Here is a 15829-nt window from a genome sequence, read left to right on the forward strand (position 1 = left end):
CGCCGACATCCCACCGCACCAACCGGAACGAGGAGCTCGATGGAAGCCACCCAGCTCAGGGACGTCCGCAAACGGCTGCCCCTGCGCACCCTGTCGCCGCAGGACTGGGAGCAGTGGATCACCCTCGGCTATGTCATCGTGCGCCAGGCGGTCCCCGCCGACCACGTCGAACGGCTGACCAAGGCGCTGTTCGCGTTCGAGGACATGGACCCGGACGACCAGGCCACCTGGTACAAGAGCGACGCCCCCAGTCAGCGGCTGCCCGGACACAGCGGTCTGGTGGAGATCTACAACCACCAGGCCATGTGGGACAACCGGCAGACCCCGCGCCTGTACGACGCCTTCGTCGACCTCTGGGACACCACCGACCTGTGGGTGGTCATCGACTTCGCCAACGTCAACCCGCCCAACCGCGGCACCCGGGAGTTCGAGGGCTTCGTCCACTGGGACGTCGACACCTCGCGGCGCCCGCTGCCGATCAGCTGCCAGGGCGTCCTGTCGCTCAGCGCCGGCAACGAGGACATCGGCGGGTTCCAGTGCGTGCCGGGCATCTTCGAGAAGCTCGACAACTGGCTCGCCGAGCAGCCCGCCGACCGCGACCCGATGACCCCGGACCTGACCGGCCACGAGATCGTCACCCCCCGGGTGGACCCGGGAGACCTCATCATCTTCAACAGCCTGCTGCCGCACGGCGTGCGGCCCAACCGCTCGGCGGACCAGGTGCGCATGGCCCAGTACATCTCCATGGCCCCGGCCCTGGAGGACGACACCGCTCTGCGCGACACCCGGATCGCCTTCTGGCGGGACCGGATCCCGCCGCACGAGCACGAGCACCACGGCCGACCCCGCAAGAGGGAACGCGAGTTGTACGACCGCGCCGAGCTGACCCCGCTCGGTGAACGGCTCCTGGGTCTGCGCAGCTGGTCCGCCTGAACGCAGCACCGCGCACCGGTTCCGGCACCAGATCAGAGTGAGGTTTCTTGACCACGGCAGATCCTCCGGCCACGCGGGGCGCGCCCCGGCTGGGACGCCCGTTCCGCTGGCTCTGGTCGTCCTCGGTGGCCTCCAACGCCGGGGACGGCATCACCCGTACGCTGCTGCCCCTGCTCGTGGTCGCCGGACATCCCCAGCCGCTGGTGGTGGCCGGGCTCACCGCCGTCAACATGCTTCCCTGGCTGCTGTTCGCGCTGCCCGCGGGTGTGCTGGTGGACCGCCACGACCGCCGCCGCCTGCTGCTCCTCAGCAACGTCGTGCGGACGGTCGCACTGCTGGGGGCGATCGCGGCGTTCGCCGCCGGGGGCTCGGTGCCCCTGCTGTACACGCTCGCCTTCGTGCTCGGAATGGCCGAGACGCTCGCCGAGACCGCCGGTCCCGCGATGCTGCCCGCGATCGTCGCCCCCGAGCAACTGGAGCGCGCCAACGGGCAGTTGCTCGCCCCGCAGGTCATCCTGAACGAGATGGCGGGCCCGCCGCTCGCCGGGCTCCTCGTCGGTGTCGGCGCCACTCTCGCGCTGGCCACCGGCGGCGCCCTGTACGCGGTCGCCGCCGTCTTGCTGACCGGCCTCGCCGGAGCCGTACCGGCGCCGCGCCCGAGCGCTCGGGCCGGCTCCTCGATGTGGCGGGAGATCCGGGCGGGCGTCGGCTTCGTGCTCGGCCGCGCGGCGCTCGCCCGCACCCTCGCGGCGAGCGCGCTGTACGGCCTGGTGTACTCGGCGACCTTCTCCATGCTGGTGCTCCTGGCGTACGGACCACTGCGCCTGCACGCCGTCGGCTACGGACTGCTGCTCACCGTCGGCTCGATCGGCTCGGTCTTCGGCACGTGGCTCGCCGGCCGGCTCGCCGAGCAGGTGCCCACCATCCCCCTCGCGATGGCGTCGCTGGTGCTGTCGGGCAGCGCGTACATCGCGATGGGACTCGCCGGGAACGTGGTGGCGGTGGGCGCCGCCCTGCTGTGCAACGGCGTGTTCATGATGAGCTGGAACATCCCCGTCCTGTCCCTGCGCCAGCGCTTCGCCCCCGCCGAGCTCCAGGGGCGCGTGATGAGCGTCTCGCGGCTGTGTTCCTGGGGAACCATGCCGGTCGGAGCGGCCCTGGGCGGTCTGCTCGCCCGCTTCTCCTCCGTCGCCACGGTCTTCGTGACGTTCGGAGCCGCCCTGATCGTGGGCGCCCTCGTCCTGCTCGCCCCGCTGCGCAAGGTCGTCCTGACCCAGGATCTCGCGGACGCCACGGGCTCGCACCACCGGAACACAGAAGACGAAAGAGGAGACAATGACAGCCACTCCGTATGACGCCGTGATCGTCGGCGGCGGCCCCGCGGGCCTGAACGCCGCTCTGTACCTGGGCCGCTCGCGCCGCCGGACCGTGCTGATCGATTCCGGCGACGCACGGAACATGGCGGCCGGGGTCATGCACAACGTCGTCACCAACGACGGTGTGACCATCGCGGACTTCCGGGAGCGGGCCCGCGCCGAGATCGCCGGATACGGGGTGGAGTTCCGCGACGACGAGGTGACCTCGGTGTCGCCCGACGGCGACGAGGTCGTCACCGTGACCCGGTCCGGCCTCGAAGTGCGCAGCCGTACGGTGCTGTACGCGGCCGGAGTGCGCTCGATCCTGCCCGACCTCCCCGGCATCGCCGATCTGTGGGGCAAGAGCGTCTTCGAGTGCCCGTACTGCCACGCCTACGAGGTGCGCGACGGTGCGTTCGGGGTCTACGGCGGCGGGGTGCCCAGCGAGTGCCTGGCCGCGACCCTCACGGTGTGGGCGTCCTCCCTCACCTATCTCTCCGACCAGCGCGAGCTGCCCGCGGACGAGCAGGCCCGGCTCGCCGCCGCCGGGGTGCCCACGGTCGCGGACAAGGTCCTCGGCATCGCCGGTCATCCCGACGGCGTCAGCGTCAAGCTGGACGACGGGCGGTCCCTCGAATTCACCGCCCTGTTCACGCACTTGGAGACCGAGCCGAGGGTGCGGCCGCTGCGCCCCTGGCTCCGGGCGGACGACCTCACCGAGGTGCAGACCGACGAGCGCGGCCGCACCTCGCTGCCGCGTCTCTACGTCGCCGGCGACCTGGGCAAGAACATGCAGCAGGCGGCCATGGCGGCGGCCAGCGGCGCGCTGGCCGCGATGGCCATCAACGCCGACCTCATCCGCGAGGACCGTCCCGGCGCCCTGTACGACCTGTAACCCGTACCCCTGACGAGGTGAGAAGGAGGGCAGACCGCCGTGAAGTCCCCACGGGCCGAACTGACGCCCCAGATGGAGCACTACACGTTCGTCCTGGAGGACCAGCCGTACATCGGCTTCTTCCAGTACGGCAACGAGAGCACCCCGGTCTACAGCACCGACCCGTGCGGCTTCCGGATCTCGCACGCCGCGGACGGCCGGACGGCCTCCGTGGCGGGCGAGCGGCCGCCGGGGCCGGTGCGGCTGCTGGCCGGCAGCTCCGCCGTCTTCGGCGTCGGCGCCACCGGCGACCACGCCACCGTCCCCTCCCGCCTGGGCAGCCGCTACGCCCCCGGGCGGCCGTGGCTGAACTTCGCGGGCCAGAGCCTGAACTCCGTACAGGAGCTGATGCTCAGCACCCTCTTCCAGCACCACCTGGACGAGGTCGAGGAGATCGTCGTGCTGTCGGGTGTCAACAACCTGGTCCTCAGCAGGCTCCCGGAGTCCCAGCAGGGCCGCCACGGCGCCTTCTTCGAATGCGGCCCGGCGCCGGAACAGGTGCCCACACCGGATCAACGCATCGCCCGCGCAAGCGAGTTGACGGTACGTCACCTGCGGGGCTGGCAGCGCTTCGCCACGGCGTTCGGCGCCCGCCTCACCTTCGTACTGCAACCGCTGGCCCCCTGGGTCCGCGACGAGCCCGCCCCGCAGGAGAAGGCGCTCTTCGACGAACTGGACGATGTCTCCAACTGGCGGCGGCTGCACAACGACATCGCCTCGATGGAGGTCGGCCGCCGCTACGCGCAGGCTCTGCGCGAGGGCTGCGCGAGCGCCGGGGTCGGCTTCCTCGACCTCAATCCCGCGCTCGGCGAGGCGGTCGCCGCCGACGACTGGCTGTTCGTGGACCGCGTGCACTGCGTGGACGCCGGGTACGACACCGTGGCCCGCGTGCTCGCCGAGCACCTCGACCTGTCGTAGCGCGGAGGAGGTCACGATGACACGGCTGCGGAACGTACTGAACCGACTGCTGCGCCGCAAACCGAAGTTGAAGGCGCAGCCCAAGGACGACGCCTCCATCTACCCGATGTTCTGACCGTACCGGCCGCCCGCATCCGAGGAGGGGACAGGAACGTGACGGAGCTGGTCCTTGGCCTGTCGGCGTACTACCACGACAGCGCCGCCGCCCTGGTCGCCGACGGCGTGCCGGTCGCGGCGGCCCAGGAGGAGAGGTTCAGCCGCCGCCGTCACGACCCGTCCTTTCCCCGGCAGGCCGTCGAGTACTGCCTGAACGCGGGCGGCGTCGCCCTCGGCGACCTGTCGGCGGTGGCGTACTACGAGGACCCGGCGCTGAAGTTCCGCCGGGTCATGGCCACGTTCGCCGGTTCCGCCCCGCATGCCCTGTCCGCCTTCCAGGGCTCGTTTCCCGCGTGGCTGCGCTGGAAGCGCAGGGCCGCGGACGCGGTACGCGACGAACTCGCCCGGGGCGGCCGCGCGGTACCCCCGGTCATGTCCCTGCGCCACCACGCATCGCACGCCGCCTCCGCCTTCTTCCCCGGTCCGTTCCCCACCGCCGCCGTCCTGTGCATCGACGGCGTCGGGGAGTGGGCCACGACCACGCTGTGGCACGGCCGGGACACCGAACTGCGACAACTGGCCGAGCTGCGCTTCCCGCACTCGCTGGGCCTGCTGTACTCGGCGTTCACCTACTTCTGCGGTTTCAAGGTGGACTCCGGGGAGTACAAGCTGATGGGCTTGGCGCCGTACGGCAAGCCGCGCTTCGCGCCGCTCATCCGCGAGCGGCTGATCGACATCAAGCCGGACGGGACCTTCCGGCTCGACGTCCGCTATTTCGAGTACTTGCGCGGCCGGGTCATGACCGGCCGCGCCTTCGAGGAACTCTTCGGCGGCCCCCGTCGGCAGCCCGAAGGCCCTCTCACGGAAAGGGAGTTCGACCTCGCGGCCTCCGTGCAGCAGGTCACCGAGGACGTCGTGGTCCGGCTCGCCAGGACCGCGCGCGAACTGACCGGAGAATCACGCCTGTGCATGGCAGGCGGGGTGGCGCTCAACTGCGTGGCCAACGGCAAGGTCGTCGAACAGGCCGGCATCGACGAGCTGTGGGTGCAGCCGGCGGCGGGGGACGCGGGGGGCGCGCTGGGCGCGGCGCTCGCGGTCGCCCACGGGCGGGGCGCGCCCCGCTCCCACCTGACGGGCAGTCACCATCCTGGCCCGCGTCCGAAGTCCCGTCGGGACGCCATGTCGGGGGCGCTGCTGGGGCCCGAGTACTCCGACGAGCAGATCGCCGCCTGTCTCGACCGCCTCGGCGCGCCCCGCACCCGCCTCGAACCGGACGCGCTGGCCCGGGAGGTGGCCGCCGCGCTGGCCGACGGCAAGATCGTGGGGTGGTTCCAGGGCCGGATGGAGTTCGGGCCCCGTGCGCTCGGCTCCCGCTCCATCCTCGCCGACCCCCGCGATCCCGGTATGCAGTCGGCACTCAATCTGCGGACCAAGTTCCGCGAGTCCTTCCGCCCGTTCGCGCCCGCCGTCCTGGCCGAGGACGCCAAGGACTACTTCGACCTGCGGCAGGACAGCCCGTACATGCTCCTGGTGAGCCGGGTCTCGGCGGCGCAGCGGCTCGACCACGAGGTGCCGGCCGGCAGCAGCGGGCTCGACCTGCTGCGGGTTCCCCGGTCGACCGTGCCCGCCGTCACCCACATCGACGGCACCGCCCGCGTCCAGACGGTCGGCCCGGCCCACCCGCACCTGCGCCGCCTGCTGCTCGCCTTCAAGGAGCGCACGAACTGCCCGGTGCTGATCAACACGTCGTTCAACGTACGCGGGGAGCCCATCGTCAACAGCCCGGACGACGCGTACGCCTGCTTCATGCGGACCAACATCGACGCGCTGGCCATCGGGGGGTTCCTGCTGATGAAGGAGGCGCAGCCGGTGTGGGAGGAGGAGGGGGACTGGCGGGCGAGGATTCCGGTGGACTGAGGGGGGGCTCTCCCGTGGGGCGGCCTCCGACCCACGTCCCACCCGCCAACGCACCCGCCCGCCACCCGATCCCGAGGAGGTGCACCACCGTGCGCCGGATTCTGCTCGCTGTTTTCTACTACCTGGCCATCACGCCGTGGGGCCGGTTGCACCGCCTGATCGCCGACCCCCTGGCCCGGCGGCTGCGCCCGGAGGCCACGACGTACTGGCACTTCGTCGACGGCGGCTGATCCAGGGGACGGCTGCCGCCGGTATTCTGCGCGACATGATCGACTCATACGCGGGCCTTGACGATGCCGGGGTTGCGATGGCTGCGGCCAGTGCCGGCGCTGACGTGGTGCGCGCCATGTACGGCCGGCGACTCACCCGTATCGACAAGGGTGCCGGGGACTTCGCCACCGCCGCCGATGTCGAGGCCGAGAAGACGATTCTCGGCGTCCTGCGTGCCGCCCGGCCCGATGACGCGGTGCTCGGCGAGGAGGGCGGGCAGCAGGGTGCCGCCGAGTCGGTGCGCCAGTGGCTGGTGGATCCCCTGTGCGGCACCCTGAACTACGCCGTGGGCAACATGGTGGTGGCCGTCAACGTGGCGCTGCGCGACGGGGCGGCGGCGGTGGCCGACCCGTTCAGCGGGGAGGTCTTCTTCACCGACGGTGAGACCGCCGGGGTGCGGCACGACGGGGCCGACGCGCGCCTTGCGCCCACGTCGGCCACCCAGCTGGTGGACGTCAATCTGGACCCGCCGTTCCCGAGCGCGCCCGGCTTCCGGGCGGTGGACCTGCTGGCGCACCCCGGGTTCGTCGAACGGTTCCGCCCGCGGGTCGTGTCCACGACGCTGGCGCTGACCTGGGTCGCCGCCGGCAAGCGTGCCGCGTACGTCACCGACGGCGGCGACCTGTCCGGGAGCGTGCACTTCGCCGCGGGCATCGCGCTGTGCCGGGCCGCCGGCTGCGTGGTCACCGGGATCGACGGCGGCCCGCTCGGACCGGCAGGCCGCGGACTGGTGGCGGCCGCCGACGCGGAAACCCACGGGCTGCTGATGTCGATGATCGGTAGCCGGAGCTAGCTGGAACTGGCGTGGCTGTCCGCTCAGACGGCCCGCAGGGCGCGCGATCGGCGGCCGGTGGGGCGGTCGGTCTGCCCCTGGTCGCTTCGTGACGCCCTCACGTTGGGCAGCCCCCTGTGCTGGTTGACCACATGCATCGGCCTTGCGGGGACGCCCGGCGTAGGTGACGATCAAGAGCGAGGCGGTTTTCCACGGGAGGGGTGCTTGTGTCCGAAGTCAAGGGCGAGCTCGACCAGTTGATGCGTGCCTTTCTCGGCGCGTTCACCAACACCGGTGGCCGTGCGCCCGACGTCGGCATCGTCCGGGAGGTGTTCATTCCGCAAGGGATGATCATCAGCAACGTCGGGGGTGAGCCCGTTGTCTACGATCTCGACGGCTTCATCGAGCCCCGGGAGAAGATCCTCACCGATGGGTCGCTGACGGAGTTCTCGGAATGGGAAGTCGCCGAGCGGACCGAAGTGTTCGGGTCGATCGCCCACCGCTTCAGCGAATATCGCAAGTCCGGTTTCCGCGACGGCACATGGTTCGAGGGCTCGGGTCACAAGACCACTCAGTTCGTGCGGACGCCTGCCGGGTGGCGGATGAGCTCGATGGCCTGGGACGACGTATAGGGCCCGGACCACGTGCGGAGCCGAGACGGTGAGGGCGGTGGAGGGCGCTCACGCACAGGTCCCGGCTGGTGTATGGCGTCGGACGGCAGGTCTGTCCGCACCGGACAACCTCGCGTACGCGGGCGTGTCGGCCGGTGCGGGATGCGTCTCAGGGCCGGGCGGTCGCAGGGCCGTTGCGGCCGGTGAGGACGGCCACGATGTCCGGCCAGGCCTTCGCGCCGAGGACCGCGTCCGCTTCCGCCGTGCCGCCGTAGCGGAACCGGCCGGAGGGAGCAGGCGGCCCCTCCCCCGGCAGGCGCGGGCGGTGCCCGGCGTCCGGGGTGCTGATGAGCTGCGCCGCGCGGCCGGTCGCGGCGCCGCGTGACGCCAACTCCTGCGCGAAGGCCAGCGAGGGCCACATCTCGTCGTCCCCGCCCGCCACGAGCAGGACCTCCGCCGTGGACCGCTCGATCGGGATCGCGGCCTGCCGCGCGTCCTCGGCGAAGGTCTGCCGGCTGCGCTCGTAGAGCGGCCGGTAGGCGACGGGCTCGCCGTCCGCTTCCGCCGGGGTCCAGTCGTCGTCGTAGGCGACGAACGGGACGGGCTCGCCCCGCCATGTCCACGCGGAGCGATAGGGGCGGCTCTCGCCGTCGACGCCGGGGCCCAGGTTCGCCCAGACCACGGACGTGGGCGAGACCGCCACCACCGCGTCGACCCGCGGATCGCGGACAGCCAGCAGCAAAGCGGCCTCGGCGCCCTTGGACGACCCGAGCACACCGATCCTCTTTGCCCCCTTGGCCTGCAAGAAGTCGATCGCCTCAGTGAAGGTCTCCAGCGGGACCTCGCAGATTCCGGCGGGCTGCCCGGCGCCGCCGAACCATCGGATCGACAGGGCGGTCATCCCGGCTCGCGCCAGCAACTGACAGCGGCCGGTCTCGATACGGCCACTCGAACCGGCCAGCACCAGCACCCCGACCGTGCTGCCCCCAACTGGCGCTGCCAGCACCCCTTCCCAGGGCGCGGTGAACGTGTCCACGGTGATCTCCACGGGCCTCCCATCGGCGGACTCACCGAAGATCTTCCCTCAGGCGCGCCTCCCCCAGGCGCGCAGGTTTCCCATGGTCTGCACCGTCCGGCCGTCTCAATGGTCCAGCGGTCTCAGTGACCCGTAACAGATCCCCGCATGTGGCACGATCCGGACGCCGGGTCGGACTTGTGGTTGCCGCTGCGTCAACTCGTACGGTCGGTTGTGGGGCCGGAGAGACCGGCCCGGCGATGGGAGGCACGGCCATGGCATGGTCGATCGCGGACGTGGCTCGAATGTCCGGGGTGACGTCCCGGACGCTGCGGCACTACGACGAGATCGGTCTGCTGCCGCACGCGTGGATCGGAAGCAACGGGCACCGCTACTACGAGGAGGCGGATCTCCTGCGGCTGCAGCAGATCCTGCTGATGCGGGAGCTGGACCTGGGGCTGCGCGAGATCCAGGCGGTTCTGGACAGCCAGGTCGACCGGGTGGCCGTGCTGCGCGAGCACCACGAGCGGCTGCTGCGGGAGCGGGACCGGCTGGAGACGCTGGCCCGCACGGTCGGGCGCACCATCGCCGAACTGGAGGAATCCAAGAAGGACAGGGACGACAACACCATGACGAAGATCAACAGGCCGGAGAACCTGTTCGAGGGTTTCGAGCCGTCCCCCGCGATCGAGGCCGAGGTGCGCGAGCGGTGGCCGAAGGCGTGGGAGCAGTCCCGGCAGGCCGTCGAGACGATGACCGGCGAGGACACGGAGCTGTGGCAGCGCGAGGCGACGGCGCAGATGATCCGCCTCGCGGAGTTCATGGTGGCCGGCACCCCGGTCACCGATCCCGCGGTGCAGGACGTGGTGGACGCCCACTACCGGGGCGTCTGCCGGTTCTGGTCGCCGAACGCGGCCGCGTACAAGGGACTGGCCAAGACCTATGCCGAGGACCCGCGGTTCCGCACCAACTTCGACAAGATCGCTGAAGGCCTCGCGGAGTACCAGCGCGACGCCATGGTCGCCTACGCCGACGCCCGGCTGAGCTGACCCACCGCTCACCTTGCCGGGGGGCTGCAGACCCCCGGCTCGCACGACCACTCCGCCACCGCGCGGGCACGCTCCGGCATGCGCCGGGCGGTCGGGCGCACCACCCTGGATTCATGGACGAGTTCGACGGCGACTCCCCCGGCATCCCGTGGCAGCAAGCACCTGCCGCTCACCACGAGGCCGCGTGATGGACCCCCGCCGACAAGCGCGCCGGGCAGTGCGCTGGGCCCGCCGCATCTGGACGGCCGGCCGACGCGCGGGCCGCTGCGAGGAACACCTCCGCCGCCTGCGACGACGGCGCCGCCGGTAGCCGAAACCTTTTCCCGCCCCGACTGGCCCCAGGGATGCCACGCCTGCGCCATCGCGGGTTGCCATGACGCCATCATGGTGCCAAGATGGCGTCATGGACCTTACTCCGTATGTCGACCACCTCCGGCACGAGCTCGCGGTCGCCGCGGACGCGGGCGGAGCCGAAGCGCGGGCCCTGGCCGAGCGGCTCACCGCTCCGCTGGAGTCGGCCGCCCGGCTCACCCTGCTCAACGCGCTGTCCGCGGCCATGGGTGAGGTCACCCGTGACCTCGCGCCGGGTTCGGTCGACGTACGGCTGCGCGGGCTCGACCCCGAGTTCGTGGTGACACCGCCGCCTGGCCAGGAGGCGTATGAGGATGCGCGGGAGCGCGACAGCGCGCCGAGCGGGGCGCGGGCGCCCTTGGCCCCCGTCCCGGCGGAGGGTGACGACGGAAGCACCGCGCGGATCAACTTCCGCCTCCCCGGCCACCTCAAGAACCGGGTCGAGGACGCCGCGGCGCAGGAGGGCCTCTCGGTCAACGCCTGGCTGGTCCGGGCCGTCGCCACCGCCCTGGAGCCCGCCGAGCCCAGCAGATCGCAGGGACGCGCCCGCCAGCTGGGCAGACAGGGCTTCACGGGCTGGGTCCGCTAGCCCGGACCCGTACCGCACCCCACTTCACCCTTCACCCGCCCCACCAGCGGGAACGCACACCACAGCCATGAGGACGGGACAGCCATGCCTGAATTCGACACCCCCGAACCCATCTCCGTCACCCTCGAATTCGAGGTCGGCACCGCCCGCGTCACCGCGGGCAAGCGCACCGCCACGGTGGTCGAGGTGCTGCCGAGCAGCAGCGCCGACGAGGCGGACGTCCTGGCCGCGGAGCAGACCAAAGTCACCTGCTCGGGCGGCAAGTTGCAGGTCAAGGGGCCCCGGAAGCGGTCCCTGTTCGGCAAGGCCGGGTCGATCGAGGTGAGCATCGAGCTGCCCGCCGGATCGGACGTCCACGGTGCCTCGTCCATGGCGGACTTCACCTGCGCGGGCGTGTTCGGCGACGTCCGGTTCAAGACCGCGCTCGGTGACATCCAGATCGACGAGGCGGCCGCCGTCCGGCTCAACACCGACCACGGCGACATCCGCGTGGACCGGGTGACGGGCGACGCCGAGGTCACCGGGGCCGGGCGGATCGATGTCGGCGAGATCGCGGGCACGGCGACGGTCAAGAACGGGAACGGTGAGACCACCGTCGGGGAGGTCACCGGCGATCTGCGCGCGAAGTCGTCCAACGGCCGCATCTCCGTGGGCATCGCGCACGCGGGCGTCGACGCCAAGTCCGCCAGCGGCGGGATCCGGGTCGGCGAAGTGGCGCGCGGCCAGGTCGTGTTGCAGACCGCGGCCGGTGACCTGGAGATCGGCATCCGCGAGTCCACGGCCGCCTGGCTCGATGTGAACACCCGGATCGGCAGCGTGCGCAACTCCATCGGGGCGTCGGAAGGACCCGCGTCCTCCGACGAGACCGTCGAGGTGCGCGCCCGTACCGGAGTCGGCGACATCGTGATCCGCCGCCCCTGACCCACCCCCGGCACCACGTGATCCGCCGCCACTGATCCGCCCCGGCACTGCACCCGGGATCCGGCTCCCACGCCCCCAACCGTCCAACTGCCCCCGGCCGGCCCGGAGTTGGCCCACAAAGCCACGGGCACGGCTTCGTGCTGCCCGAATCCAGCGCCGCGGGCGATTTCCCGCCAGGCGTCACCCCCTGGGGTGACGCGGCTCAGGCGCACGTCGTTGCTCAGTACACCTCACACACACCGGAGGAAACCATGGAAAACGGACCGTCCAGCAACGGCCCCGTACAGCTGCCCACCGCCCGCCCCAAGGGCTGCCCCTTCGATCCGCCGAGTGAACTGGCGGGGCTGCGCGAGCAGGAGGGGCTCAGCCGGATGCGCTACCCCGACGGGCACATCGGCTGGCTGGCCACCAGCCACGCCACCGTCCGCTCCTTAACCGCCGACCCCCGCTTCAGCTCGCGGTACGAGCTCATGCACTACCCGTTCCCGGGCGGCATCAGCGAGATCCCCCCGGCGCCCCTCGGCGACCTCACGGGGATCGACGCGCCCGAGCACACCCGCTACCGAAGGCTGCTCGCCGGCAAGTTCACCGTGCGCCGGATGCGTGAACTCACCACGCGCGTCGAGGAGATCACCGCCGAGCACCTCGACGCGATGGAGCGCCGGGGCCCGTCGGTCGACCTGGTGGAGGCGTACGCGCATCCCGTCCCGGCGCTGATGATCTGCGAACTGCTCGGCGTTCCGCACGGCGACCGCGAGGTCTTCCAGCGTCACGCGGCGACCCTGAGCGGCGTGGACTCCACGCGCGAGGAGCAGTTCGACGCGTACACCGCGCTGCAGGAAGTGGTGCACGCCCTGGTGCTGGCCAAGCGGGCCCGCCCCACCGACGACCTGCTCAGCGATCTGACCTCCAGCGACCTCAGCGACGCGGAACTGGCCGGTATCGGCAGCTTCCTGCTGGCCGCCGGGCTCGACACGACCGCGAACATGATCGGGCTCGGCACCTACGCCCTGTTGAGCCACCCCGAGCAGGCCGCCGCCCTGCGCGGCGACCCGGACCTCGCCGACCAGGCGGTCGAGGAGCTGCTGCGTTATCTGAGCATCGCCCACACCGGGGTCCGGGCGGCGCTGGAGGACGTCGAGCTGGACGGCCGGCTGATCAAGGCCGGTGAGTCGGTGACCATTTCGGTGGCGGCCGCCAACCGCGACCCCGCGAAGTTCGCCGACCCCGACACCCTCGACCTGCGCCGCAAGGCCACCGGGCATCTGGCCTTCGGCCACGGAGTCCACCAGTGCCTGGGCCAGCAACTGGCCCGCGTCGAGATGCGGGTCGCGCTTCCGGCGCTGTTCAACCGCTTCCCGACACTGCGGCTCGCCGTCCCGCCCGAGGAGGTGCCGCTGCGCGTCGACATGGACGTCTACGGGGTGCACCGCCTCCCCGTCACCTGGTAGAGCGAACGTGAAGGGGCCGGGATCGCTGAGCGATCCCGGCCCCTTCACGTTCGTCCGTCCGAGCCTTGCGGTCCGTATGGTCGGCGCGCCGACGGGGGATGGCGGCGCGCCGACCTGTCTGAACAGTGTACGGCCATTCATACGCTGTACGCAAGAGCGTACGACGTACGGGTAGGGCTGGTTCTCAGTCCACCAGCTCGTGTTCCCGGTGCTGCTGCGAGGGGATCCAGGCGGGCGTGGTGCGGCTCAGCTTCTCGCCCTCGACGTCCACGTTCGGCAGCAGCCAGTCGAGCCACCTCGGCAGCCACCAGGCGGCCCTGCCGAGCAGCGCGAGCAGTGCGGGCACGATCGTCATCCGGACGATGAACGCGTCGAAGAGGACGGCGACGGCGAGGCCGAAGCCGATCATCTTGATCAGGTCGTTGTTCTCCATAATGAAGCCGGAGAAGACGCTGGCCATGATGATCGCGGCGGCGCTGACGACCCGGCCGCCGTAGCGGAAGCCGGTGACGACCGCCTCGTCGGGCCGCGCCCCGTGGACGTACGCCTCCCGCATGCGGGTGACCAGGAAGACCTCGTAGTCCATCGCGAGGCCGAACACCACGCCGATCATGAAGATCGGCATCGTGCTCATGATCGGGCCCGGCTGGGCGACGCCGAACACCTTGGCGAGCCAGCCCCACTGGAAGACCGCGACGACCGCGCCGAGTGCGGCGCTCACCGACAGCAGGAAGCCGAGGGCCGCCTTCAGCGGTACGAGGATCGAGCGGAAGACCACCATCAGGAGCAGGAACGCCAGGCCCACCACGAGCCCGAGGTACGGCAGCAGCGCGTCGTCCAGCGTCTTGGAGAAGTCGATGAACATCGCGGTCTGGCCGGTCACCAGGATCTCCGAGCCGTTGCCGGCCTGGAGGCCGGTCACGGTGTGGCGGATCGAGTGGACCAGGTCCTGGGTCTTGCTGTCGGTCGGTCCGGTGGTCGGGATGACGTTGATGATCGCGGTGTCGCCCGCCTTGTTGACCGTGGCTGGGGAGACCGATTCGACCCCCTGCTCCTTGGCCAGGGCCTTGCTGACGCCGTCGGCCGCGGAGGCCGCGTCCTTGGCCTCGACGGTGACCATCAGCGGGCCGTTGAACCCGGCGCCGAAGGACTCCGAGAGGATGTCGTACGCCTTGCGCTGCGTGGTGTCCTTGGCCATCGTGCCCTCGCCGGGCAGCCCGAGTTCCAGGCTGGCGGCCGGCACGGCGCAGGCACCCAGGCCCACGACAGCGATCAGCAGGACACCCACCGGGTGGCGCAGGACCCAACCCGCCCAGCGCGCGCCCAGGTTGGGCCGGGTCTTGGCGGCCCGCTTGGCGGCCTTGCGCTGCTGGCGCTCCGAGAGCGGCTTGCCGTACTGCTGCTTGCGGTCCCTGCGGCGCAGCACCTTGACGGGTGCGAAGCCGAGCAGCGCGGGAACGAGCGTGATCGCGATGAGTACGGCGACGACGACCGTACCGGCCGCGGCCAGACCCATCTTGGTGAGCATCGGGATGTTGACGACGGCCAGGCCGGCCAGCGCCACGATGACGGTCAGACCGGCGAACACGACCGCCGAACCCGCGGTGCCGGTGGCCCGTCCCGCGGCCTCCTGGCGGTCGCGGCCCTCGGCGATCTCGGCGCGGTAGCGGGAGACGATGAACAGCGCGTAGTCGATGCCGACGGCGAGGCCGAGCATCATCGCCAGCGTCGAGGTCGTGCTGGACAGACCGAGGGTGCTGCCGAGCGCGGTGATGCCGGAGATGCCGATGCCGACGCCGATCAGGGCGGTGAGCAGCGGCATGCCCGCGGCGAGCACGGAGCCGAAGGTGATCAGCAGGACGACGGCGGAGACGAGGATGCCGATCTTCTCGCCGGTGCCGCCCATCGTGCCGTCCACCTTGACGGCGTCACCGCCGGCCTCGACGGTCAGGCCCTTGGTGCGGGCCTTGGCGGTCGCGTCGGTGAGCGCGTTGTGCGCCGCGTCGGTCAGCTTGGGTGCGGCGACCTTGTAGGTGACGACCGAGTAGACCGTCGTGCCGTCCTTGCTGACGGACTTCGTCTTGAACGGATCGGTGACGGAGACGACGTCCGGCCCCTTGGCCAAGTCGGCGACGAGCGCCGCCACTTCGGCCTTCTGCTGGGGGGCGGAGATCTTCTGCCCGTCGGGTGCGCGGACGACGACGCGGGCGCTCGCGCCGTCGGCGCTGGCTGCGGGGAACTTGGCCTGCAGAAGGTCGAAGGCCTTCTGCGACTCGGTTCCGGGCATCGAGAACGTATCGGCCGGGGGTGCCGGAGCGGACGAGGCAGCGAAGCCCACTCCGCCGAAGATCAGTACCCACAGCAGTGCCATTAAGCCCCGCCGTCGGAAGGCGAAGCGGCCCAGTTTGTAGAGGAACGTAGCCACGGCGAAAGGACTCCCGTTGGTCGGGGACAGCAGGATGGGGCAAACCGCTCAGACGGTTTCCTTAAGGATATCGGCCGAGCTCAAAGGGCCTCAAGCGCTCACTAGCGGCCCTTGAGTCGGCGTCTAGTCAGCCTTGAGGAACTGCGGTGCCGGGATGGTCGAAGGTGGGGCAAAGGGGATGCCGGGTGGGGGCGGCGAGGGCGCCGGTCGGGCGCCAGGCGC

General features: G+C 71.1%; 14 protein-coding genes. 12 read left to right on the forward strand and 2 right to left on the reverse strand.

Going from position 1 to position 15829, the window contains the following annotated elements:
* Positions 1 to 39: 39 nt before the first annotated feature.
* From ACIQ8J_RS24350 to ACIQ8J_RS24385, 8 genes are all read left to right on the forward strand, one after another.
* The gene (locus tag ACIQ8J_RS24350; protein ID WP_403274309.1) at positions 40 to 933 is read left to right on the forward strand and encodes a phytanoyl-CoA dioxygenase family protein; all 894 of its coding nucleotides are present in this window, start codon (positions 40 to 42) and stop codon (positions 931 to 933) included.
* A 47-nt stretch (positions 934 to 980) separates the two neighbouring features.
* The gene (locus ACIQ8J_RS24355; protein WP_403274308.1) at positions 981 to 2288 is read left to right on the forward strand and encodes an MFS transporter; all 1308 of its coding nucleotides are present in this window, start codon (positions 981 to 983) and stop codon (positions 2286 to 2288) included.
* Positions 2269 to 3183 carry an NAD(P)/FAD-dependent oxidoreductase gene (locus ACIQ8J_RS24360; RefSeq protein WP_403274307.1) on the forward strand — a complete coding sequence of 305 codons (915 nt, stop codon included), beginning with the start codon at positions 2269 to 2271 and terminating at the stop codon, positions 3181 to 3183. Before ACIQ8J_RS24355 ends, ACIQ8J_RS24360 begins: the two co-directional genes overlap by 20 nt.
* Before the next feature lie 39 nt (positions 3184 to 3222).
* The gene (locus ACIQ8J_RS24365; RefSeq protein WP_403274305.1) at positions 3223 to 4140 is read left to right on the forward strand and encodes an SGNH/GDSL hydrolase family protein; all 918 of its coding nucleotides are present in this window, start codon (positions 3223 to 3225) and stop codon (positions 4138 to 4140) included.
* A gap of 153 nt (positions 4141 to 4293) precedes the next feature.
* The gene (locus ACIQ8J_RS24370; RefSeq protein ID WP_403274304.1) at positions 4294 to 6153 is read left to right on the forward strand and encodes a carbamoyltransferase; all 1860 of its coding nucleotides are present in this window, start codon (positions 4294 to 4296) and stop codon (positions 6151 to 6153) included.
* Between the two features lie 89 nt (positions 6154 to 6242).
* The gene (locus ACIQ8J_RS24375) at positions 6243 to 6383 is read left to right on the forward strand and encodes a hypothetical protein (protein ID WP_403274303.1); all 141 of its coding nucleotides are present in this window, start codon (positions 6243 to 6245) and stop codon (positions 6381 to 6383) included.
* A 35-nt stretch (positions 6384 to 6418) separates the two neighbouring features.
* Entirely contained in the window at positions 6419 to 7216 is a 798-nt protein-coding gene (locus ACIQ8J_RS24380) for an inositol monophosphatase family protein (RefSeq protein WP_403274301.1), read from the forward strand.
* A 206-nt stretch (positions 7217 to 7422) separates the two neighbouring features.
* The gene (locus ACIQ8J_RS24385; RefSeq protein WP_403274300.1) at positions 7423 to 7827 is read left to right on the forward strand and encodes a DUF4440 domain-containing protein; all 405 of its coding nucleotides are present in this window, start codon (positions 7423 to 7425) and stop codon (positions 7825 to 7827) included.
* 148 nt (positions 7828 to 7975) lie between these two features.
* Here ACIQ8J_RS24385 and ACIQ8J_RS24390 read toward each other — a convergent pair whose 3' ends face one another.
* The gene (locus ACIQ8J_RS24390; RefSeq protein WP_403274299.1) at positions 7976 to 8854 is read right to left on the reverse strand and encodes an acyl-CoA thioester hydrolase/BAAT C-terminal domain-containing protein; all 879 of its coding nucleotides are present in this window, start codon (positions 8852 to 8854) and stop codon (positions 7976 to 7978) included.
* Positions 8855 to 9096: 242 nt separating this feature from the next.
* On the opposite strand from ACIQ8J_RS24390, the gene ACIQ8J_RS24395 reads away from it, so the two are divergent.
* From ACIQ8J_RS24395 to ACIQ8J_RS24410, 4 genes are all read left to right on the forward strand, one after another.
* Positions 9097 to 9870 (forward strand): MerR family transcriptional regulator, encoded by a 774-nt coding sequence (locus ACIQ8J_RS24395; protein ID WP_403274297.1) that lies wholly within the window; start codon positions 9097 to 9099, stop codon positions 9868 to 9870.
* 403 nt (positions 9871 to 10273) lie between these two features.
* Positions 10274 to 10810 (forward strand): hypothetical protein, encoded by a 537-nt coding sequence (locus ACIQ8J_RS24400; protein WP_403274295.1) that lies wholly within the window; start codon positions 10274 to 10276, stop codon positions 10808 to 10810.
* 84 nt (positions 10811 to 10894) lie between these two features.
* Positions 10895 to 11731, forward strand: coding sequence for a DUF4097 family beta strand repeat-containing protein (locus tag ACIQ8J_RS24405; protein ID WP_403274293.1), 837 nt, complete (start codon positions 10895 to 10897; stop codon positions 11729 to 11731).
* 251 nt (positions 11732 to 11982) lie between these two features.
* A complete protein-coding gene (locus ACIQ8J_RS24410) occupies positions 11983 to 13182 on the forward strand; it encodes a cytochrome P450 (protein ID WP_403274291.1) in 1200 nt (399 codons plus the stop codon).
* A gap of 184 nt (positions 13183 to 13366) precedes the next feature.
* On the opposite strand, the gene ACIQ8J_RS24415 is transcribed toward ACIQ8J_RS24410, so the two are convergent.
* Positions 13367 to 15607: an MMPL family transporter gene (locus ACIQ8J_RS24415; protein WP_403274289.1), complete on the reverse strand. Its 2241-nt coding sequence runs from the start codon at positions 15605 to 15607 to the stop codon at positions 13367 to 13369.
* Between the last annotated feature and the right edge of the window lie 222 nt (positions 15608 to 15829).

The organism is Streptomyces sp. NPDC094147 (genome assembly GCF_044764265.1).
GTDB lineage: Bacteria > Actinomycetota > Actinomycetes > Streptomycetales > Streptomycetaceae > Streptomyces.

Coding starts and splice junctions, on each gene's coding strand:
- ACIQ8J_RS24410 (WP_403274291.1), top strand. CDS start 11,983: ATGGAAAACGGACCGTCCAGCAACGGCCCCGTACAGCTGCCCACCGCC.
- ACIQ8J_RS24380 (WP_403274301.1), top strand. CDS start 6,419: ATGATCGACTCATACGCGGGCCTTGACGATGCCGGGGTTGCGATGGCT.
- ACIQ8J_RS24400 (WP_403274295.1), top strand. CDS start 10,274: ATGGACCTTACTCCGTATGTCGACCACCTCCGGCACGAGCTCGCGGTC.
- ACIQ8J_RS24360 (WP_403274307.1), top strand. CDS start 2,269: ATGACAGCCACTCCGTATGACGCCGTGATCGTCGGCGGCGGCCCCGCG.
- ACIQ8J_RS24350 (WP_403274309.1), top strand. CDS start 40: ATGGAAGCCACCCAGCTCAGGGACGTCCGCAAACGGCTGCCCCTGCGC.
- ACIQ8J_RS24405 (WP_403274293.1), top strand. CDS start 10,895: ATGCCTGAATTCGACACCCCCGAACCCATCTCCGTCACCCTCGAATTC.
- ACIQ8J_RS24395 (WP_403274297.1), top strand. CDS start 9,097: ATGGCATGGTCGATCGCGGACGTGGCTCGAATGTCCGGGGTGACGTCC.